The following is a 20,003-nucleotide window of genomic DNA, read 5'->3' as shown; positions in this document are numbered from 1 at the left end:
CTGTCCGGTCACCTCTGGTGTGAGCTCTGATGGAGTTCTCTACCAATCATCTGCTGAAAATCCTCAACGAGCTGCCCAAAGGCGACCGCTATCTGGTCGCCTTCAGCGGTGGGCTCGATTCTACGGTTCTGTTGCACGCCCTTGCCGGGCTCCGCGAACGCCTGAGCGGCGGGCTGGTGGCAGTGCATGTGGACCACGGCCTACAGCCGGACTCCAGGCTCTGGGCCGAGCAGGCCGGCCAGCTCTGCGCTGATCTTGAAATCCCCCTGATCCAGCAACGTCTGGAGATTGTCCCCCAGCCGGGTGAAAGCCTGGAGGCGTTGGCGCGCCAGCATCGCTATCAGAGCTTGGCCGGTGTCCTGCTGGCTGGGGATCTGTTGCTCACCGCGCAGCATCGGGATGACCAGGCAGAGACCCTGTTGCTACAGCTGCTGCGCGGCAGCGGTCCGGCTGGTCTAGCCGCCATGCCGCGCATCGCCCCGCTGGGTCAGGGTCGGCTGGTGAGGCCGCTGCTCGATTTCCCACGTAGTGCGCTGGAGGCCTATGCCCATCAGCAGGGCTTGCAGTGGTTGGAGGACCCGAGCAACGCCCAGCTCCAGTTCGACCGCAACTATCTGCGTCACCGGGTGGTGCCGATGTTGAAGGCGCGCTGGCCCGCCGCCGATGCCACTCTCTCCCGCTCGGCGTCGCTCTGTGGTGACGCCCAGCAGCTGATCGACGAGCTGGCGGCGGAGGATCTGGCGACAGCAGAGCGGTGCGATGGGGTGTTGTCGATGCGTCATCTGTTGTCACTCTCATCGCCCCGCCAGCGTAGCCTGTTACGTCACTGGATCCGTGCCCAGGGGGCGCCGTTGCCGGGATCGCGCCACCTGCTGCGGATAGAGCGGGAGCTGCTTGGCAGCCGCAAGGATGCGCAGCCACTGGTGGAGTGGGCTGGCTGGCAGGTGCGGCGGTATCGCGATGGTATCTATCTGATGAAGAGCCTCAAGCCGTTTGATCGGGCCACTCGAATCTACTGGGAGGGCGGTGATTCGCTGCAGCTGCCTGCGGCGATGGGCGAGCTGCGGTGCATCGATGCCAGCCAGGGAATCAGTCTCGATCGCTGGCAGGCCAGCCGGGTGGAAGTGCGGTTTCGTCACGGTGGAGAGTGCTGCCGACCTGTGGCTGACCCACACCGGCGTCCACTCAAGCAGCTGTTTCAACAGTGGGGTATCCCGCCCTGGATCAGGCCGCGAGTGCCGTTGCTCTATCTGGATGGAGAGTTGGTGGCACTGCCGGGGTTGGTGGTCTGTCAGCCGTTTCAGAACCGGCCCGGCGAGGCCGCCTTGGAGTTGGTGGGTGAGATGCCCGGCTATCTGCGATCACTCAGGCAGGCTTCTGAGCAGGCCCCATCGTCCGCTTGAGACGGGTCTGCTCTGCTGCTGGCGGCACCGGCTTACCCAAGGGTTTAGCAGGTTATTGAAATTCTACTCAGGCGGCGCGATCCGGCGTTAAAATCGGCCTCGCACTCACCTGAGCGAATATCAACAGCCTGTTAGAGTTGGCCGCCGAGGCGGCGTAGTGCCGAGCTTCCCACATGCTGCAGCATTGACCAAAGGATATGCAGTGAGGGACGCAGGTCGTGCCAGCGGAAGAAGGTGAAGGAGCGGCATCTCATCAGCGATAGCAGCCAGTTGCCGATGGAGAGATCCCCGCGGCGCTGGTGCTGACGGAAGCTCTTGATGTCACCCTTCAGGTCAATCCAGTCTTTGTGTCGCAGCACGGGTTTTAGGGGCTGATCGCTGATGTCTGTGCCGAGCAGTTCCTTATAGTAGAGGTAGGACAGGTTGAGGCCGCTGTCCTGCAGATGGCCGATGGAGGAAAAGGGGCGGGCGTTGAAGTCGATCAGGTGGAGTTTGCCGGTGCGTTTGTCCTCCAGCCACTCAATGCCAAAGATGCCGTGGAACGGCAGTAACTTCTTAGGCGGTAGGCTGTCGCTCTGGAAGAGGTAGTTGTTGGGAAGCGGATAGCTGCTCATCGGGTTGCCGCCTGTGGGTGTTGAGGTGCGTCTTGCATCGGCAGGTGACCGGATTACGTCAGAAAAAATGGCTAAGCCATCTTAATTATTGGACAGGCGTGTTCAGTGATGAGGTCAATGGGGAGGACTGAGGAAATGCTTCCTGATGGAGGGGCTTTTGTGAAGCCCCTTCTTTTTGGCTTGATCAGCAGGAGATTGCGGGCGAGTGTTTGTCGGTCATTCAGATGAATGGGCGCGGTGCAGGGGTTGGGTGGGGGATTAGTTTTGGTGAATCTGTGAACTGATGATCCGCGCCGCCTTCAGTCCCTGTTCCAACTCCTCCAGTGGTGGAATGTCGTGATCTGGTTCGAGCAGGGTGGAGATTGGGCCGGTTTGTGCCAGAGTCTCACGATAGAGCGCCCAGATCCGGGATGAGTCGGGGGCAGTCGCGTCATCCGCATCCCCTTGATACTCCTGCCGCTCTTGGGGTGGGGTGAGGTGCACCTCCCAGATGCGATCCGCTGGCAGCTGCCGGAGATAGTCGAGGGGAGAGAAGTTGTGGTCGATCGCCTTGCTGATGATGTTGCTCAGGTCGAGTAGGATCAGCGAGTCAGAGCGTTCTGCAACAGCACTGACAAACTCCCACTCGTCCATCTGTTTGGAGCGATCACGATGGAACTCCGGGATGTTCTCCAGTAGCAGCCGCTGTCCAAGTGTTTCCTGCACTTGCTCGATGCGCGTCACCAGATGGTCGATCATCTCTTTGGTATAGGGCAGTGGGCGCAGGTCGTAGCTGTGGGACTGGCCCGGCAGGGTCCAGCAGAGGTGGTCGGAGAACCAGGCGCACTGCAGCCGTTCGCTGAGCTGTTTGATCTGCTGCAGATAGCGCTGGTCGATGGGGTCGGGACCGCCGATCGAGAGCGAGCCGCCATGCAGTATCAGCGGGTAGTCCTGGCGGATCCTGGCAAGCTCGTCGAGGGTGCCGGCATCTGCGTCGAGGTAGTTGTCACAGGGTAGTTCAAACCAGTCGACTGCTGGTTGCCGTTGCAACACATCGCTGACAAACTCGCGTCTCAGGCTGAGACCGAAACCGAGATCAGGCCGCGGTTGGGAGAGCATGTCGGAACTCATCGGTCATGGATCAGTGCAGGATGTTGAACATGCGATTGCGGTAGCGTTTGACGAGTTCGCCCTCGCCACCGAGCATCTCGAAGAGCTTCAGCATGCCCTTGCGGGCGGCGTCATCGTTATACTGGCGATCCTTCTGCATCAGGATCAGAAACTGCTCCAGCGCTCCTTCCAGATCGTTGTTGATGACCTTATGGTTGGCTAGCTGGAAGCGCGCCTTGCTGTCGTCAGGGTCTGCTTCCAGCCTCTTTTCCAACTCTTCCACAGCGGGGGCATCGGCGCAGGTTCGGTCGAATTCGATACGGGCCAGCAGAGCGGTGACCTCTGGCGTTTCGCGTTCCTCTGCCGGGAGAGCATTGAGCAGTGCTTGGGCGTCGTCGAGTCTGCCCTGGTCGGTTAGATAGCGGCCCAGGGCGAGTAGTACCCGTGGGTTGTCCGGTTCCATCTGGTTGGCCTTTAGCATCAATTCGCCGGCGCCTTCGCTGTCGCCCTGTTGCAGCAGCTGTTCTGCCTGGGCCAGGATCAGGTCGGACTCGCGCGGGATATGGCGGTCGAGAAAGGTGCGGATCTCACTCTCCGGCAGTGCGCCCATGAACTCGTCCAGTGGCTGGCCGTTGCGGAACAGCTTGACGGTAGGCAGACTGCGGATGCCGTACTGGGCGGCCAGTTCGCGCTGCTCTTCGGTGTTGAGCTTGGCGAGGATGAACTTACCCTGATAGGCCTCGGCGAGGCTGGCGAGGATCGGCATCAGTATCTTGCAGGGGTTGCACCAGTCGGCCCAGAAGTCGACCAGCACCGGCCGTTCCATGGAGCCCTCGATTACCACGCGCTGAAAGTTTTCGGCATTGACCTCAATAACAAACGGGGAGTCGCTCATTTCGATTTGAATCCAGTGATTTCGATGCTCGCTATTATACTGATTGGGTATTGAATGGCACGAGCTTGAAAAGGAATGGATGGGGCCCAATCTGGAGGGTGGTATAGATTGCTGGAGTTATTTTTATGTCTAATTCAGTGCATGTGGTCTGTCCCCACTGTGACGGGGTAAACCGGCTCCCCCGGGCGCGTCTCGGCGATGGCGCCAGCTGTGGCAAGTGTCGCAAGCCGCTCTTTTCCGGACAGCCGCTGGCGTTGGATGGCGCGCGTTTCCAACGTCATCTGCAGCGCAGCGAGATTCCCCTGCTGGTTGATTTTTGGGCGCCCTGGTGTGGTCCCTGTCAGATGATGGCACCGGCTTTTGAGCAGGCGGCCCGCCAGCTGGAACCGTCGGTGCGGTTGATCAAGGTCAATACTGAGGAACAGCAGCAGCTGGCCGCCCAGTACGGTATTCGCAGCATTCCGACCCTGATGCTGTTCCGTGCCGGTCAGGAGCAGCAGCGGCTCGCCGGGGCGTTGGATGCTGCCGGGATTGTTGCCTGGGCCCGCCAGGCAGTGGTCGGCGGTTGAAGTCGATAGACGGTTTCACGGATTTTTAGTAGAATCCAGCGGGTTCTGGCGGCAATCCGTGCCGCTGATACCGTTTCTGGATTTCCGAGAGGGGAGTGGCCGTGAGGCCCCTCCCTTTTCGCATGTGCTACGCGGAGGGTTTTTTTGAGTAAGTCGGCAGTTCTTGTCCTGGAGGATGGCACCCTGTTCCGGGGCGAATCGATCGGTGCCGACGGATGTTCCGTGGGTGAGGTCGTGTTCAATACGGCGATGACGGGTTATCAGGAGATCCTCACCGATCCCTCCTACGCACGTCAGATCATCACTCTGACCTACCCACATATCGGCAACACTGGTGCCAACGAGGATGACGAGGAGTCGGCGCATATCCACGCCGCCGGTCTGGTGATTCGCGATCTGCCGCTGTTGAGCAGTAATTGGCGCAGCCAGGAGCCGCTCGATGCCTATCTGCGCCGCAATAATGTGGTGGCGATCGCCGGTATCGATACCCGCAAGCTGACCCGAATTCTCCGCGAGAAGGGCGCCCAGGGTGGCTGCATCCTGGCCGGTGAGGCGATCGACGAGGCCGCCGCGCTAGCTGCGGCCAAGGACTTCCCCGGCCTCAAGGGGATGGATCTGGCGAAACAGGTCACCACCGACATCCCCTACGAATGGGTTCAGGGCAGCTGGTCCCTTGAAGGCGGCATGCCGGAGGCCGAACACCCCATCGAAGAGAAGCTGCCGCTACACGTGGTCGCCTACGACTACGGCGTAAAGCGCAATATCCTGCGCATGCTGGTGGATCGCGGCTGTCGCCTCACTGTAGTGCCGGCGCAGATGCCCGCCGAAGAGGTGTTGGCGCTGCAGCCGGATGGGATCTTTCTCTCCAACGGTCCGGGTGATCCGGAGCCCTGCGACTATGCCATCGATGCGATCCGACAGATTGTCGAGAGTGGTATCCCCACCTTTGGCATCTGCCTGGGACACCAGTTGCTCTCCCTGGCCAGCGGCGCCAACACCGTGAAGATGAAGTTTGGCCACCACGGTGCCAACCATCCGGTGCAGGATCTGGCCGAAAAGACCGTGATGATCTCCAGTCAGAACCACGGCTTTGCAGTGGATGAACAGAGCCTGCCGGCCAACCTGGCGGCGACCCACCGCTCCCTGTTTGACGGTTCCCTGCAGGGTATTCATCGCACCGACAAGCCGGCCTTCGGCTTCCAGGGGCACCCCGAGGCCAGCCCCGGTCCCCATGATGTAGCGCCCGTGTTCAATCATTTCATCGAGTTGATGAAGACCAGAGTGAATTAGCCGCAAATAACGCGAATAATTCGAAAAGGATTTTGGAAAGAGTAAGTCGTCTGGGACCATGACGATCGTAATTTGATTTAGCGAAGATTTGCGTCCAGTTACCCAACGGTTTGAGTAAATGCCCAAGCGTACAGATATTAAAAGCATCCTGATCATCGGCGCCGGTCCTATCGTGATCGGTCAGGCCTGTGAGTTCGACTACTCCGGCGCCCAGGCCTGCAAGGCGCTGCGCGAGGAGGGGTTCCGGGTGATCCTGGTCAACTCCAATCCCGCCACCATCATGACCGACCCGGAGATGGCGGATGCCACTTACATCGAGCCGATCACCTGGGAGGTGGTGGCGCGCATCATCGAGAAGGAGCAGCCGGACGCGCTGCTGCCCACCATGGGTGGTCAGACCGCGCTCAACTGCGCGCTCGACCTGGTTCGTGAGGGGGTGCTGGAGAAACACGGCGTGGAGATGATCGGCGCCTCCCGCGAGGCGATCGACAAGGCCGAGGATCGTGATCTGTTCCGCCAGGCGATGCGCAAGATCGGCCTCGACATGCCCCGTTCCGGTATCGCCCACAGTATGGAAGAGGCGCACCAGGTGCAGGCCAGCATCGGTTATCCGGCGATCATCCGTCCCTCCTTCACCATGGGCGGCAGTGGTGGTGGCATCGCCTACAATCCGGAGGAGTTTGTCGAGATTTGCGAGCGCGGTCTCGATCTCTCACCCACCAGCGAACTGCTGATCGAGGAGTCGATCCTCGGTTGGAAAGAGTATGAGATGGAGGTGGTGCGGGATCGCAACGACAACTGCATCATCATCTGTTCCATCGAAAACCTCGACCCGATGGGGGTGCATACCGGCGACTCGATCACTGTGGCGCCGGCCCAGACCCTGACCGACAAGGAGTACCAGATCATGCGCAACGCCTCGCTGGCAGTGTTGCGCGAGATCGGCGTCGAGACCGGTGGCTCCAACGTCCAGTTTTCCATCAACCCGGCCGACGGGCGCATGATCATCATCGAGATGAACCCGCGCGTGTCGCGCTCCTCGGCGCTTGCTTCCAAGGCCACCGGTTTCCCGATCGCCAAGGTGGCGGCCAAGCTGGCGGTGGGTTATACGCTGGACGAGCTGCAGAATGATATTACCGGCGGCGCCACCCCGGCCTCGTTCGAGCCGAGCATCGACTATGTGGTCACCAAGATACCGCGCTTCGCCTTCGAGAAGTTCCCGCTGGCCGACGATCGCCTCACCACCCAGATGAAGTCGGTGGGCGAGGTGATGGCGATCGGTCGCAGCTTCCAGGAGTCGCTGCAGAAGGCGCTGCGCGGCCTGGAGACCGGTAAGTACGGCCTGTGTGAGATCGTCGATGCCGAGGCCGAGGATGTGCGCGCCACCCTGGTGCGCGAGATGCGTCTGCCCGGCCCTGAGCGCATCTGGTATCTTGCCGACGCCTTCCGACTTGGCATGGATCTGGACGAGGTGCATGAGCACAGCCGGGTCGACCCCTGGTTCCTGGTGCAGATCGAGGAGCTGGTGAATCTGGAACGCGAGATCGCCGGTCAGGGCGTCGAGGCGCTGGATGCTGATCGCCTGCGCTACCTTAAGCGCAAGGGCTTTGCTGACAAGCGGCTTGCCATGCTCACCGGCAGCAGTGAGTCAGAGATCCGCGAGCGTCGCCATCAGGCTGGAGTTCGACCTGTGTTCAAGCGAGTCGACACCTGCGCCGCCGAGTTTGCCACCAGCACTGCCTACATGTACTCCACCTATGAAGAGGAGTGCGAGGCGATGCCCAGCGGCAGGAAGAAGATCATGGTGCTGGGCGGTGGGCCCAACCGTATCGGCCAGGGCATCGAGTTCGACTACTGTTGCGTGCATGCGGCGTTTGCGATGCGCGAGGATGGTTACGAGACCATCATGGTCAACTGTAACCCGGAGACCGTCTCCACCGACTACGACACCTCCGACCGTCTCTACTTCGAGCCGCTGACCCTGGAGGATGTGTTGGAGGTGATCGACAAGGAGCAGCCGGTTGGCGTGATCGTGCAGTATGGCGGCCAGACCCCGCTCAAGCTGGCGCAGGATCTGGAAGCGGCTGGCGCACCGATCATCGGCACCAGCCCCGACTCCATCGACCTGGCGGAAGATCGTGAGCGCTTCCAGAAGCTGGTGGAGAAGCTGGGCCTGAAGCAGCCGCCGAACCGTACCGCCACTGAGGCGGAGCAGGCGGTGCAGTTGGCTGAGGAGATCGGCTACCCACTGGTGGTGCGCCCCTCCTATGTGTTGGGCGGGCGCGCGATGGAGATCGTCTACGGCGAGGAGGATCTGCGTCGCTATATGCGCGAGGCGGTGAGTGTCTCCAACGACTCGCCGGTGCTGCTCGATCGCTTCCTCGACGACGCCATCGAGGTCGATATCGATGCCATCTGCGACGGTAAGGATGTGTTGATCGGTAGCATCATGGAGCATATCGAACAGGCCGGCGTGCACTCAGGCGACTCCGCCTGCTCACTGCCGCCCTACACCCTGTCGCCCTCGGTCCAGGATCGAATGCGTGAGCAGATCCGCCAGATGGCACTGGAGCTGAAGGTGATTGGTCTGATGAACACCCAGTTCGCGATCAAGGGCGATGAGATCTACCTGCTGGAGGTCAATCCGCGCGCCTCACGTACCGTGCCCTTTGTCTCCAAGGCGACCGGAGTGCCGCTGGCCAAGGTGGCGGCGCGCTGCATGGCTGGCACCAGTCTTGCCGAGCAGGGTTCCACTAAAGAGGTGGTCCCGGAGAACTACTTCGTCAAGGAGGCGGTCTTCCCCTTCGTCAAGTTCCCCGGCGTCGATACCGTGCTGGGGCCGGAGATGAAGTCTACCGGCGAGGTGATGGGGGTCGGCAAGAGCTTTGGTGAGGCCTACAATAAGGCGATCCTCGGTGGTGGCTCAGCGTTGCCGCAAGGTGGCAAGGCGCTGATCAGCGTGCGTGATGCAGATAAAGTACGGGCGGTGCGAGTCGCCAAGGACCTGCACGAGCTGGGCTTTGAGCTCTGTGCCACCGGTGGCACTGCCGAGGCGATCAATGCGGCCGATATCCCCTGCGAACGGGTTAATAAGGTGAAAGAGGGGCGTCCGCACATTGTGGATATGATCAAGAATCGCGAGATCTCCTTCATCGTCAATACCACTGAGGGGGCCAAGGCGATTGCAGATTCGGCTGAGATCCGTCGTGCTGCACTGCAGCATAAGGTGAGTTATACCACCACCATCTCAGGCGCTGAGGCGACCTGTCTGGCATTGAAACAGTTGGACGCGGTGAGTGTGAACCGCTTGCAGGATTTGCATAGCTGATCCCCTTTATTGCATGAGTGTGACATATGAATAAAGTACCGTTGACCGCCCGGGGTGCGAACAAGCTCCAGGAAGAGTTGCAAGAGTTAAAGAGTGTGGCGCGGCCGCGGGTGATCAAGGCGATCGCCGAGGCGCGTGCGCATGGTGACCTGAAAGAGAACGCCGAGTATCACGCGGCCCGTGAGCAGCAGAGTTTCATCGAAGGCCGTATCAAGGATATCGAAGGCAAGCTCTCACATGCCCAGATCATCGATGTCACTACCATCAACGCCAATGGTAAGGTGGTGTTTGGCGCTACCGTGGATGTGATAGAGCTGGATAATAATGAGGAGCACACCTTCCAGATCGTTGGCGACGACGAGGCCGACATCAAGAGCGGCCTGATCTCGGTCAGCTCGCCGATCGCCCGCGCCCTGATCGGCAAAGCGGAGGGCGACGAGGTCAATCTGGAGACCCCCGGCGGCCTGCGCGAGTTCGAGGTGCTGGAGATCCGTTACGAGTAGCTAGCGAACCAGGGCCGGCCCCGCCCAGGCATAAAAAGACCGGGTTGTCGCTCAGACGATGATCCGGTTTTTCTTTTTCTCGGGGTTGGCGCGGTAGAAGATCGCCACCCGGCCGATGATCTGCACCAGTGCAGCGCCGCTCTGTTCGGTGATCGCGCTGCTGAGTTGTTCTCGCTCCGCCTTGTCGGCGCCGGCCAGCTTGACTTTGATCAGCTCGTGGTGGTTCAGGGCGAGTTCAAACTCGCTCATCACGTTTTCGCTCAGGCCATGCTGGCCGATGATGACAACCGGTTTGAGATGGTGGGCGAGCTGTTTTAGTTTGCGATTCTGTTGAGTGCTTAAGGCCATCTGGGCATTTCCTGGTGCAAAAGGTGGCAAATTTTATCCCAGTAGTCCGGCAAAGTCAGATTATTTCCATGAATCAGAGGCGGTTATTGGCCGTGGGTCGTTATGAAAAAAAGCAAGAGCAGCCGCCGGTGGCTCGATCGGCACTTCAATGATGAATATGTAAAGCGCGCGCAGAAACTGGGGTATCGTTCACGTGCGGTCTTCAAGCTACTGGAAATTCAGGAGAAAGGCCGGCTGATCAAGCCGGGCATGCGGGTCGTGGATCTGGGGGCGGCACCGGGTGGCTGGTCACAAGTAGCGCGTGATTTGGTGGGGGAGAAGGGCAGGGTGGTCGCCCTGGATATTCTCGAGATGGACCCGATCGCCGGTGTCACCATCATTCAGGGTGATTTCCGAGAGGAGGGGCCACTCGAGCAGCTGCGTGAGCAGCTCGCCGGTGAGCCGGTGGACCTTGTAATTTCCGATATGGCGCCCAATGTTACGGGTATGGTCACTGTGGATCAGCCGCGCTCTATGTATTTGTGCGAACTGGCGCTTGATTTTGCCAAGGAGGTGCTGCGACCTGGGGGTGGCTTCGTGGTAAAGGTGTTCCAGGGAGAGGGTTTTGACGACTATCTGCGCGAGATGCGCCAGGCCTTTGGTCGGGTGGTGAGCCGCAAACCCCGCTCGTCTCGGGCCAAAAGCCGCGAGATTTACCTGGTAGCCGGGAACTTCAAGTTATAGTACGGTACCAAACTGCCTGTAAGCCGGCGTTTCCTGATCAGCAGGGGCGAGCCAGAAGACTCTTTAAAAGAGGGATAAGACGTTTGAACGAAATGGCAAAGAATCTGATTCTCTGGGTGGTGATCGCCGTCGTCCTGATGACGATTTTCAACAACTTCAGTACCACTCAGACCAAGCCTCAGCAGATGGCCTATTCGGAGTTCATCAGCAAGGTCAAGGCCGGCTCGGTGAAAGAGGTCACCATCAGTGGCCGCAACATCGATGGCACGCTGCACGACGGCAAGCACTTCTCCACCTACAGCCCGGGTGATGACGGCCTGATCAGTGATCTGCTCAACGGCCAGGTGGAGATCGAAGCGACTCCGCCGGAGAAGCCCTCGCTGTTGATGAACATTTTGATCAACTGGTTTCCTCTGTTCGTTTTGATCGGGCTGTGGATCTTCTTCATGCGCCAGATGCAGGGCGGCGGCGGTGGTCGCGGCGCCATGTCGTTTGGCAAGAGCAAGGCGCGTATGCTCGGTGAGGACCAGATCAAGGTCACCTTCAGCGATGTGGCCGGCGTGGAGGAGGCCAAGGATGAGGTCACCGAGATGGTCGACTTCCTGCGCGACCCCTCCAAGTTTCAGAAGCTCGGCGGCAAGATCCCCAAGGGAGTGTTGATGGTCGGCTCGCCGGGTACCGGTAAGACGCTGCTGGCCCGGGCCATCGCCGGCGAGGCCAAGGTGCCGTTTTTCACCATCTCTGGTTCCGATTTCGTGGAGATGTTCGTGGGTGTAGGTGCCTCGCGGGTGCGCGATATGTTTGAGCAGGCGAAGAAGCATGCGCCCTGTATCATCTTTATCGACGAGATCGATGCGGTCGGTCGCCATCGTGGGGCCGGCCTGGGTGGTGGTCATGACGAACGTGAGCAGACCCTCAATCAGCTATTGGTGGAGATGGATGGCTTCGAAGGCAACGAGGGCGTGATCGTGATCGCCGCCACCAACCGTCCCGACGTGCTCGACCCGGCGTTGCTGCGTCCCGGTCGTTTCGACCGCCAGGTGGTGGTGCCGCTACCCGATGTGCGCGGTCGTGAGCAGATCCTCAAAGTCCACCTGCGCAAGGTGGCGGCAGGAGACGATGTCAAAGCATCGATCATCGCCCGCGGTACCCCCGGCTTCTCCGGCGCCGATCTGGCTAACCTGGTCAACGAGGCGGCGCTGTTTGCCGCCCGTGCCAACATGAAAGTGGTCGGCATGGCGGAGATGGAGAAGGCCAAGGATAAGATTATGATGGGCGCCGAGCGGCGCAGCATGGTGATGAGCGACGAGGAGAAGAGTCTTACCGCCTACCATGAGGCGGGTCACGCCATCGTCGGTCGGCTGGTGCCCTCCCACGACCCGGTCTACAAGGTCAGTATCATCCCGCGCGGCCGCGCTCTGGGTGTGACCATGTTTCTGCCGGAGGAGGATCGCTACAGCATGAGCAAGGAGCATCTGGAGAGCCAGATCTCCAGCCTGTTCGGCGGTCGTATTGCCGAGGAGCTAACCTTCGGTCCCGACAAGGTGACCACCGGCGCGCAGAACGACATCGAGCGCGCCACCGAGATTGCTCGCAGCATGGTGACCAAGTGGGGGCTCTCCTCGCGGCTTGGTCCGCTGACCTACGGTGAGGAGGAGGGTGAAGTCTTTCTCGGTCGTTCGGTGACCCAGCACAAGAATGTCTCTGATGATACCGCACATGCCATCGACGAGGAGATCCGTGGCTTTATCGACCACAACTATCAGCGTGCGGAGCGTATTCTCAACGAGAATATCGATAAGCTGAAGATGATGGCGGAGGCGCTGATCAAGTACGAAACGATCGACGCGGATCAGATCAACGACATCATGGAGGGCAGAGTGCCACGTCCACCGAAGGATTGGGACGACTCTGAATCTGATTCCACCGGCGGTGCCGCTAGTGGTAATTCGGCGGCCTCGTCCGGAGATTCATCCGATACTCTGGGTGATCCGGCAAACCAGCACTGATCCCACCCCAGTCTGCACTTGAAACTCGACTGCGCAGGCAAGCCCATCGACCTGAGTTCCGCCCAGGTCATGGGCATTCTCAATCTTACCCCCGACTCCTTCTCTGACGGCGGCCGTTTTCTGGTCGCTGATGCGGCGCTCGCGCACGCACGTCAGATGGTGGCAGAGGGGGCGGCGATCATCGATATCGGCGGCGAGTCGACCCGGCCAGGCGCCGCGGCGGTCTCCGAGCAGCAGGAGCTGGACCGGGTGATCCCGCTCATCGAGGTGCTAGCCGGTGAGATCGATCGGCCGATCTCCATCGACACCAGCAAGCCGGCGGTGATGCGCGAGGCGGTGACTGCTGGCGCCGGTCTGATCAACGATGTGATGGCGTTACGGGCGCCGGGAGCGCTCGAGACTGCGGCGCGGCTGCAGGTGCCAGTCTGTCTGATGCACATGCAGGGTGAGCCGCGTAGCATGCAATCCTCCCCTCACTATCAGAATGTGGTGGCCGAGGTGGCGGCGTTTCTGCGCCAGCGGATGGCCGCCTGCGAGCAGGCGGGCATCGCTGCCGGGCAGATCCTGCTCGACCCGGGGTTTGGTTTCGGTAAGACTCTGGAACACAATCTTGCGTTGCTAAAGGGGCTACCAGCGCTCGCCGGATTGGGGGCGCCGCTGCTGGTGGGAATCTCACGTAAGTCGATGATCGGTGCGCTGCTTGATGATGCACCGGTGGGGCAGCGTCTCTACGGCAGTCTGGCGGCGGCGGTGATGGCGGTTGCCAACGGCGCTCGAGTGATCCGCAGCCACGATGTGCGGGCGACTGTAGATGCGCTCCGGGTCGCATCAGCTGTCATATAAAAAACGTATTATTCTCTGCTTGCCGTCGTAGGCGGTGGTGATCTTGCTTTTGGGCTTTCAAATTGACTTGGAACACCCTCCGGGTGTCGGCAAAAGATAAGGAGGAGAGAGTGGAGCGACGCTATTTTGGAACCGATGGTATTCGTGGTCGTCTGGGCGAGGGGGCGATCACCCCTGAGTTTGTTCTGAAGCTTGGGTGGTCGGTTGGTCGGGTGCTCGGTCAGGAGGCCAACAGTCGCGTATTGATCGGTAAAGATACCCGCCTCTCAGGTTATCTGCTGGAGTCGGCCCTGGAGGCCGGGCTTTCGGCGGCCGGTGTCAATATCCGCCTGCTTGGGCCGATGCCGACCCCCGGTATCGCTTATCTGACTCGCACTCTGCATGCCCAGGCGGGCATAGTTATCAGCGCTTCACACAACCCCTATCAGGATAACGGCATCAAGTTCTTCTCCGGGCAGGGTTGCAAGCTTCCCGATGAGGTGGAACTGGCGATCGAGGCGCAGATGGATAAGCCGATGTTCACTGTCGAGGCGGCCGATCTGGGGCGCGCCGACCGGGTGGATGACGCCGAGGGTCGCTATATCGAGTTCTGCAAGTCGACCATCCCGCTGGGCATGAGTTTGGCGGGGATGAAGATCGTGGTCGACTGTGCCCACGGTGCCACCTACAACATCGCCCCCTTTGTGCTGGATGAGCTAGGCGCGGATGTGATCGCCATCGGCAATGAGCCGAATGGGCTGAATATCAACGATGGTGTCGGCTCGACCCACCCGGAATACCTCAGCCAGGCAGTGCTCGATAACCAGGCTGATCTGGGTATCGCGCTGGATGGTGATGGTGACCGGCTGATCATGGTCGATGGCGAGGGTGCGGAGGTCGACGGCGACGAGATCCTCTACATCATCGCCTGCTCGCGGCTGCGCGAAGGTATGCTCAAAGGGGCTGTGGTTGGTACCCTGATGAGCAATCTTGGCCTGGAAAATGCTTTGAAGGATCAAGGCGTTGTGTTCGAGCGGACCAACGTGGGTGATCGCTACATCATGGAGAAGCTGAAGAAGAAGGGTTGGCTGCTGGGCGGCGAGCAGTCGGGGCATATCATTTGCCTCGATCGCACCACCACCGGTGATGGTATCGTCTCGGCGCTGCAGGTGCTGGCGGAGATCAAACAGACTGGCCGGTCGTTACGTGAGCTGGCATCCGGTATGGGCAAATACCCGCAGACGCTGATCAATGTGCGTCTGGGTGAACGTCCGGCGGCCGAGGTGATGGCCTCGGAGGCGATCGAGCGGAGTGTGCGAGAGGTCGAGGTGGAGCTGGGCAAGCGGGGTCGGGTGCTGCTGCGGCCCTCAGGTACCGAGCCGCTAATCCGCGTGATGTTGGAGGGTCAGGACGAGCAGCAGATCCTCGATCTGGGGCAGCGGCTGGCTGATGTGGTGCGGGAGTCGGCCTGAATCTTGTCGGAGCCCCATGGCTGGTCGGAGGGTGTTTGGCAACATAGCTCAGGCTCGAAACAGGCCTGAAAAAAGCCGTTTCGTCGTTGATTTTGCAGGCGCTGGGCTGTAAGCTAGCGCGCCTTATTCAGTAGCAGGAGTTCAGGAAGATGCGTAAGCCTCTGGTTGCAGGCAACTGGAAAATGAACGGTTCTCTGGAGAGTGTCCGGGAGCTGCTCGAAGGCCTCAAGTCGGGTATCGATGCCGTGAGCAATGCTGAGGTGGCGGTCTGTCCGCCCTACGTCTTTGTCCCTGAGGTTCAGAAGTTGCTGGATGGCAGCGCCATCAGCTGGGGTGGCCAGGATCTCTCTGTTGAGGTCTCTGGCGCCTATACTGGTGAGATTGCCGCTTCCATGCTGAGCGACTTTGGCTGCAAGTATGTGATCGTCGGTCACTCCGAGCGCCGTAGCTACCACGGCGAAAGCGACGAGCTGGTGGCGAAGAAGTTCGCCGCCGCGCGCGCTGGCGGTCTGGTGCCGATCCTCTGTGTCGGTGAGACCCTTGAGGAGCGTGAGCAGGGCATCACCGAGGATGTTTGCGCACGTCAGCTCGATGCGGTCATCGATCTGGTGGGCGTGGATGGACTGGCATGCGGCGTGATCGCCTATGAGCCGGTCTGGGCAATCGGCACCGGCAAGACGGCAACTCCTGAGCAGGCGCAAGATGTGCATGCCTTTATCCGCGGACGGATCGCGGAGAAGAGTGCCGAGGTTGCCGAGGGTATGCGGATCCTCTACGGTGGCTCGATGAAGCCCGGTAATGCCAAAGAGTTGATTGGCAAGCCGGATATCGATGGTGGTCTGATCGGTGGCGCATCCTTGGTTGCCGAGGATTTTCTGGGTATTTGCACCGCTGCCAATTAAGTGTTGCGGTAACGACGAATCAAATAATGCAGACGATACTGGTAGTTTTTCATTTGTTTCTTGCCATCGGTCTGATAGGGCTGGTGCTGATGCAGCATGGTAAGGGCGCGGATGCGGGTGCCGCCTTTGGTAGTGGAGCCTCTGCCACTGTGTTTGGCGCACAGGGTTCGGCCTCCTTCCTTTCCAGGGCGACAGCGCTGCTGGCGGCACTGTTTTTCATTACCAGTATCGCGCTGGCCGTTTTTGCCAGCCAGAAACGCGAGCCTGAGGGTTTGATGGATGCGGTTGGTGATGCGCCGGCAGCGGTTATCGAGCAGCAGGAGAGTGCCTCGGATCTGCCAGTGGTGGCTACGCCTGCAGCGCCTGAAGCAGATGTTCCTGTGTCCGCGGCGCTTGAAGCGGATGTTCCTGCGCCTGCAGGGGCCGAGTAAGAAAAAATTTGCCGATGTGGTGGAATTGGTAGACACGCTATCTTGAGGGGGTAGTGGCGTAAGCCGTGCCGGTTCAAATCCGGCCATCGGCACCATCTCTGGACGGTATCATCGAAGTCTCGGTGATACCGTTTTTTTATGCCAGCAAAAGCGGCATAACTGATTGATATTAAAGAAAATATATAAAATGACTGGCTTGACAGGGGGGGGTGTCTGCTTTAGACTTTTCGCCTCAGATAGTTCGTGCAAAACGAAAGGCTGATCGTCCGAAGGGGGGCGGCATAATAATGCTAGAAAACTATTTGCCCATCCTGATCTTTGTTGGGGTGGCGATCGTGATAGGGGCTGTGGTTATCGGTATGGGTTTCCTGTTGGGAACGCGCAAGCCCGATAGCGAGAAGTTGTCACCCTATGAGTGCGGTTTTGAGGCCTTTGAAGATGGGCGCATGAAGTTTGATGTGCGTTTCTATCTGGTGGCGATCCTCTTCATAATCTTCGATCTGGAGATTGCCTTCCTGTTTCCTTGGGCTGTGGTGCTGGAGAAGATCGGCATGGTCGGCTACCTGGCGATGATGCTGTTTCTCGGTATCCTGGTCATCGGCTTCATCTATGAATGGAAGAAGGGGGCGCTCGAGTGGGAATAGAAGGCATCCTTGAAGAGGGCGTGATCACCACGACAGCCGATAAGCTGATCAACTGGGCGCGTACCGGATCGCTCTGGCCAATGACGTTTGGTCTCGCCTGCTGTGCGGTAGAGATGATGCATGCGGCTGCAGCCCGTTACGATATGGATCGCTTTGGTATCGTATTTCGCCCCAGTCCCCGTCAGTCCGACGTGATGATCGTTGCCGGCACTCTAGTCAATAAGATGGCGCCGGCGCTGCGCAAAGTCTACGACCAGATGGCCGAGCCGCGTTGGGTGATCTCCATGGGTTCCTGTGCCAACGGTGGTGGCTACTATCACTACTCCTATGCGGTGGTGCGTGGTTGCGACCGCGTGGTGCCGGTGGATATCTACGTGCCTGGCTGTCCTCCCACCGCGGAGGCGCTGCTGTACGGGATAATTCAGTTGCAGGATAAGATTCGGCGTACCTGTACGATCGCCCGCTAGGTGGAGAGGATATGAGTTCTAACGAGCAATCACCGATGCAGTTGCGCCTCCAAGGATTGGTTGGGGATCTCGAGGAGCGTTTCTCCGCGCTGGGATGCGACGTCGTGCATACCCTTGGTGAGGTAACAATGCGGGTGCCGCGGCAACGGCTGCTCGAAGTTGCCGTTGCGCTGCGTGACGAAGATGCGTTTCGTTTCGAAGAGGTTGTCGACGTCTGCGGTGTCGACTACTCGACTTACGGTCAGGGCGAATGGCAGACCGAGCAGGCCTCGGCGCAGGGTTTTGGGCGCGGTGTCCAGCGGGATGCAGAGCTTCAGTTAGATGCCGAGGAACGTTTCGCTGTTGTCTACCATCTGCTTTCGGTGGCCAATAACATGCGGCTGCGGCTGCGCGTGTTTGGTGATGCTGAGCAGCCGGTGGTGCCTTCTGTGGTCGAGGTATGGCGAGGCGCTGACTGGTTCGAACGCGAGGCCTTCGATCTCTATGGCATCCTCTTCGATGGACATCCCGATCTGCGTCGCATCCTCACCGACTACGGTTTTATCGGCCATCCGTTCCGTAAAGATTTTCCTCTCATTGGCCAGGTCGAGATGCGTTACGACCCCGAGCAGCAGCGTGTTATCTACGAGCCGGTGAGTATCGAGTCACGCACCCTGGTGCCCCGCGTGGTTCGCAACAGCAGCAGCGCTGCCGGTGAATCGCCTGAACAGCAGGACTCCGCTGATGCCTGAGATTCGCAACTACACCCTAAACTTTGGCCCCCAGCATCCGGCTGCCCACGGCGTATTGCGCCTGGTGCTGGAGATGGACGGTGAGGTGATCGAACGCGCCGATCCGCACATTGGTCTGCTACATCGCGCCACCGAGAAGCTGGCAGAGTCCAAGCCCTATAACCAAAGCATTCCCTACATGGACCGCCTCGACTACGTCTCGATGATGTGTAACGAGCACGGCTATGTGCTGGCCATCGAGAAGTTGCTGGGGGTGGAGGTGCCACTGCGTGCGCAGTATATCCGCACCATGTTCGACGAGATTACCCGCATCCTCAACCATCTGATGTGGCTCGGCACCCATGCGCTTGATGTTGGCGCGATGACGGTCTTCCTCTACGCCTTTCGTGAACGTGAGGATCTGATGGACTGCTACGAGGCGGTCTCCGGCGCGCGTATGCACGCCGCCTACTATCGCCCGGGTGGCGTCTATCGCGATCTGCCGGATCAGATGCCGCAGTACCAGCAGAGTCAGTGGACCACCGGCCGCGACGTGGGCCGGCGCAATGAGGCTCGGCAGGGTTCACTGCTCGACTTCATCGGGGATTTCGCCGATCGCTTCCCAGCCCTGGTCGACGAGTATGAGACCCTGTTGACCGACAACCGGATCTGGAAACAGCGCACCGTCGGGATTGGTGTGGTCTCGCCAGAACGCGCGCTGCAGTTGGGTTTTACGGGGCCAATGCTGCGCGGTTCAGGAGTTGAGTGGGATCTGCGCAAGAAGCAGTCCTACGCCGCCTACGATAAGGTCGATTTCGATATCCCGGTGGGTGTCACCGGCGATAGCTATGACCGTTATCTGGTGCGCATCGAAGAGTTGCGCCAGTCCAACCGTATCATCAAGCAGTGCGTCGAATGGCTGCGCAACAACCCGGGGCCGGTGATGGTCGACGATCACAAGATCGCGCCGCCGAGCCGGTCTGACATGAAGGGCGATATGGAGGGGTTGATCCACCACTTTAAGCTATTCACCGAAGGCTATTGCCCACCAGCCGGTGAAGTCTACGCCGCGGTGGAGGCACCCAAAGGCGAATTCGGCTGTTACATCATTTCTGACGGTGCAAATAAGCCCTACCGTCTGAAGATTCGTGCGCCGGGTTTTGCCCACCTCGCCGCGATGGATGAGATGGTTAAGGGGCATATGCTTGCGGATGTGGTGGCTGTGATCGGCACCATGGACGTGGTCTTTGGTGAGATCGACCGCTAGAGCTGTGAAATGAGCACGACAGAAGCAAACAACAAAGTGGAACTCTTCTCCTCTGAGGTGCGAGAAGAGATCGATCGTTGGGTGGCTAAATACCCGGCGGAGTGGAGGCAGTCTGCAGTGATGGCCGCACTGCGTATCGTCCAGGATGCCAATGGCGGCTGGCTGACCACTGCGCTGATGGACGACGTGGCTGCCTATCTTGATATGGCGCCGATTGCGGTCTACGAGGTGGCGACCTTCTACTCGATGTATGAGTTGAAACCGGTCGGCAAGCATAAGATCTGCATCTGCACCAACGTCTCCTGCATGATCAACAACTCCGATCGCATCGTCGAGCATCTGGAGAAACGTCTCGGCATCGGTCTCGGGCAGACGACTGAAGATGGCCGCTTCACTCTGAAAGAGGTGGAGTGCCTGGGTGCCTGCGGTGGCGCGCCGATGATGCAGATCGGACGGCAGTATTACGAAAACCTTACCCCCGAGATCGTCGATTCGATTCTCGATGGGCTGGAGTAGG

Annotated in this window: 20 protein-coding genes and 1 tRNA gene; 17 read left to right on the top strand and 4 right to left on the bottom strand. The window is 59.7% G+C overall.

The genetic code is table 11. The features are described 5' to 3' along the window. The first annotated feature begins 29 nt into the window (after positions 1 to 29). Complete coding sequence (gene tilS, locus Ga0074115_RS05150) at positions 30 to 1,403, top strand: tRNA lysidine(34) synthetase TilS (RefSeq protein WP_060528283.1); 1,374 nt, start codon at positions 30 to 32, stop codon at positions 1,401 to 1,403. A 131-nt stretch (positions 1,404 to 1,534) separates the two neighbouring features. Here tilS and Ga0074115_RS05145 read toward each other — a convergent pair whose 3' ends face one another. The 3 genes from Ga0074115_RS05145 to trxA all read right to left on the bottom strand — a co-directional run bounded on the left by Ga0074115_RS05145 (position 1,535) and on the right by trxA (position 4,001). Then, entirely contained in the window at positions 1,535 to 2,017 is a 483-nt protein-coding gene (locus tag Ga0074115_RS05145) for a hypothetical protein (protein WP_057956007.1), read from the bottom strand. Positions 2,018 to 2,275: 258 nt separating this feature from the next. Then, on the bottom strand, positions 2,276 to 3,115 hold the full coding sequence (locus Ga0074115_RS05140; RefSeq protein ID WP_232432910.1) for an MbnB/TglH/ChrH family RiPP precursor modification enzyme: 840 nt from the start codon (positions 3,113 to 3,115) through the stop codon (positions 2,276 to 2,278). Positions 3,116 to 3,137: 22 nt separating this feature from the next. Beyond that, positions 3,138 to 4,001, bottom strand: a complete 864-nt coding sequence (gene trxA, locus Ga0074115_RS05135) for a thioredoxin (protein WP_057956009.1) — start codon at positions 3,999 to 4,001, stop codon at positions 3,138 to 3,140. A gap of 125 nt (positions 4,002 to 4,126) precedes the next feature. Between trxA and trxC the strand changes: the two genes are divergently transcribed. From trxC to greA, 4 genes are all read left to right on the top strand, one after another. Further along, positions 4,127 to 4,570 (top strand): thioredoxin TrxC, encoded by a 444-nt coding sequence (gene trxC, locus Ga0074115_RS05130; protein ID WP_057956010.1) that lies wholly within the window; start codon positions 4,127 to 4,129, stop codon positions 4,568 to 4,570. A gap of 144 nt (positions 4,571 to 4,714) precedes the next feature. After that, on the top strand, positions 4,715 to 5,860 hold the full coding sequence (carA, locus tag Ga0074115_RS05125) for a glutamine-hydrolyzing carbamoyl-phosphate synthase small subunit (RefSeq protein WP_060528282.1): 1,146 nt from the start codon (positions 4,715 to 4,717) through the stop codon (positions 5,858 to 5,860). A 118-nt stretch (positions 5,861 to 5,978) separates the two neighbouring features. Continuing rightward, positions 5,979 to 9,188, top strand: coding sequence for a carbamoyl-phosphate synthase large subunit (gene carB / locus Ga0074115_RS05120; protein ID WP_057956012.1), 3,210 nt, complete (start codon positions 5,979 to 5,981; stop codon positions 9,186 to 9,188). 26 nt (positions 9,189 to 9,214) lie between these two features. Further along, on the top strand, positions 9,215 to 9,691 hold the full coding sequence (gene greA, locus Ga0074115_RS05115; protein WP_057956013.1) for a transcription elongation factor GreA: 477 nt from the start codon (positions 9,215 to 9,217) through the stop codon (positions 9,689 to 9,691). 51 nt (positions 9,692 to 9,742) lie between these two features. Here the strand turns inward: greA and yhbY are convergent, their stop codons facing one another. Beyond that, positions 9,743 to 10,039 carry a ribosome assembly RNA-binding protein YhbY gene (yhbY, locus tag Ga0074115_RS05110; RefSeq protein WP_057956014.1) on the bottom strand — a complete coding sequence of 99 codons (297 nt, stop codon included), beginning with the start codon at positions 10,037 to 10,039 and terminating at the stop codon, positions 9,743 to 9,745. A 102-nt stretch (positions 10,040 to 10,141) separates the two neighbouring features. Here yhbY and rlmE point away from each other — a divergent pair, with 102 nt between their 5' ends. The 12 genes from rlmE (at position 10,142) to nuoE (ending at position 20,002) form a co-directional block, all read left to right on the top strand. Next, entirely contained in the window at positions 10,142 to 10,762 is a 621-nt protein-coding gene (gene rlmE, locus Ga0074115_RS05105; protein WP_057956015.1) for a 23S rRNA (uridine(2552)-2'-O)-methyltransferase RlmE, read from the top strand. Positions 10,763 to 10,854: 92 nt separating this feature from the next. Further along, positions 10,855 to 12,771: an ATP-dependent zinc metalloprotease FtsH gene (ftsH, locus tag Ga0074115_RS05100; protein WP_198295039.1), complete on the top strand. Its 1,917-nt coding sequence runs from the start codon at positions 10,855 to 10,857 to the stop codon at positions 12,769 to 12,771. A 69-nt stretch (positions 12,772 to 12,840) separates the two neighbouring features. Next, positions 12,841 to 13,614 carry a dihydropteroate synthase gene (gene folP / locus Ga0074115_RS05095; protein ID WP_232432914.1) on the top strand — a complete coding sequence of 258 codons (774 nt, stop codon included), beginning with the start codon at positions 12,841 to 12,843 and terminating at the stop codon, positions 13,612 to 13,614. A gap of 110 nt (positions 13,615 to 13,724) precedes the next feature. Continuing rightward, positions 13,725 to 15,065: a phosphoglucosamine mutase gene (gene glmM, locus Ga0074115_RS05090; RefSeq protein ID WP_057956017.1), complete on the top strand. Its 1,341-nt coding sequence runs from the start codon at positions 13,725 to 13,727 to the stop codon at positions 15,063 to 15,065. A gap of 149 nt (positions 15,066 to 15,214) precedes the next feature. Beyond that, positions 15,215 to 15,967: a triose-phosphate isomerase gene (gene tpiA, locus Ga0074115_RS05085; protein WP_057956018.1), complete on the top strand. Its 753-nt coding sequence runs from the start codon at positions 15,215 to 15,217 to the stop codon at positions 15,965 to 15,967. Between the two features lie 23 nt (positions 15,968 to 15,990). After that, positions 15,991 to 16,398, top strand: a complete 408-nt coding sequence (gene secG, locus Ga0074115_RS05080; protein ID WP_057956025.1) for a preprotein translocase subunit SecG — start codon at positions 15,991 to 15,993, stop codon at positions 16,396 to 16,398. Between the two features lie 10 nt (positions 16,399 to 16,408). Continuing rightward, positions 16,409 to 16,493 (top strand) — tRNA-Leu (locus Ga0074115_RS05075). A 192-nt stretch (positions 16,494 to 16,685) separates the two neighbouring features. Next, positions 16,686 to 17,042, top strand: coding sequence for an NADH-quinone oxidoreductase subunit A (locus tag Ga0074115_RS05070; RefSeq protein ID WP_005961572.1), 357 nt, complete (start codon positions 16,686 to 16,688; stop codon positions 17,040 to 17,042). Beyond that, positions 17,033 to 17,509 (top strand): NuoB/complex I 20 kDa subunit family protein, encoded by a 477-nt coding sequence (locus Ga0074115_RS05065; protein ID WP_005961574.1) that lies wholly within the window; start codon positions 17,033 to 17,035, stop codon positions 17,507 to 17,509. The genes Ga0074115_RS05070 and Ga0074115_RS05065 overlap by 10 nt, the downstream gene beginning before the upstream one ends. 35 nt (positions 17,510 to 17,544) lie before the next feature. Beyond that, positions 17,545 to 18,240, top strand: a complete 696-nt coding sequence (locus Ga0074115_RS05060; protein ID WP_198295042.1) for an NADH-quinone oxidoreductase subunit C — start codon at positions 17,545 to 17,547, stop codon at positions 18,238 to 18,240. Beyond that, positions 18,233 to 19,486 carry an NADH-quinone oxidoreductase subunit D gene (locus tag Ga0074115_RS05055; protein ID WP_060528280.1) on the top strand — a complete coding sequence of 418 codons (1,254 nt, stop codon included), beginning with the start codon at positions 18,233 to 18,235 and terminating at the stop codon, positions 19,484 to 19,486. The genes Ga0074115_RS05060 and Ga0074115_RS05055 overlap by 8 nt, the downstream gene beginning before the upstream one ends. 9 nt (positions 19,487 to 19,495) lie before the next feature. Continuing rightward, positions 19,496 to 20,002: an NADH-quinone oxidoreductase subunit NuoE gene (gene nuoE, locus Ga0074115_RS05050; protein ID WP_005961580.1), complete on the top strand. Its 507-nt coding sequence runs from the start codon at positions 19,496 to 19,498 to the stop codon at positions 20,000 to 20,002. The last annotated feature ends 1 nt before the right edge of the window (position 20,003 follow it).

Source organism: endosymbiont of Ridgeia piscesae (assembly GCF_001443665.1).
Lineage (GTDB): Bacteria > Pseudomonadota > Gammaproteobacteria > Chromatiales > Chromatiaceae > Endoriftia > Endoriftia persephonae.
This window is presented reverse-complemented; position numbering and strand designations above follow the sequence as displayed.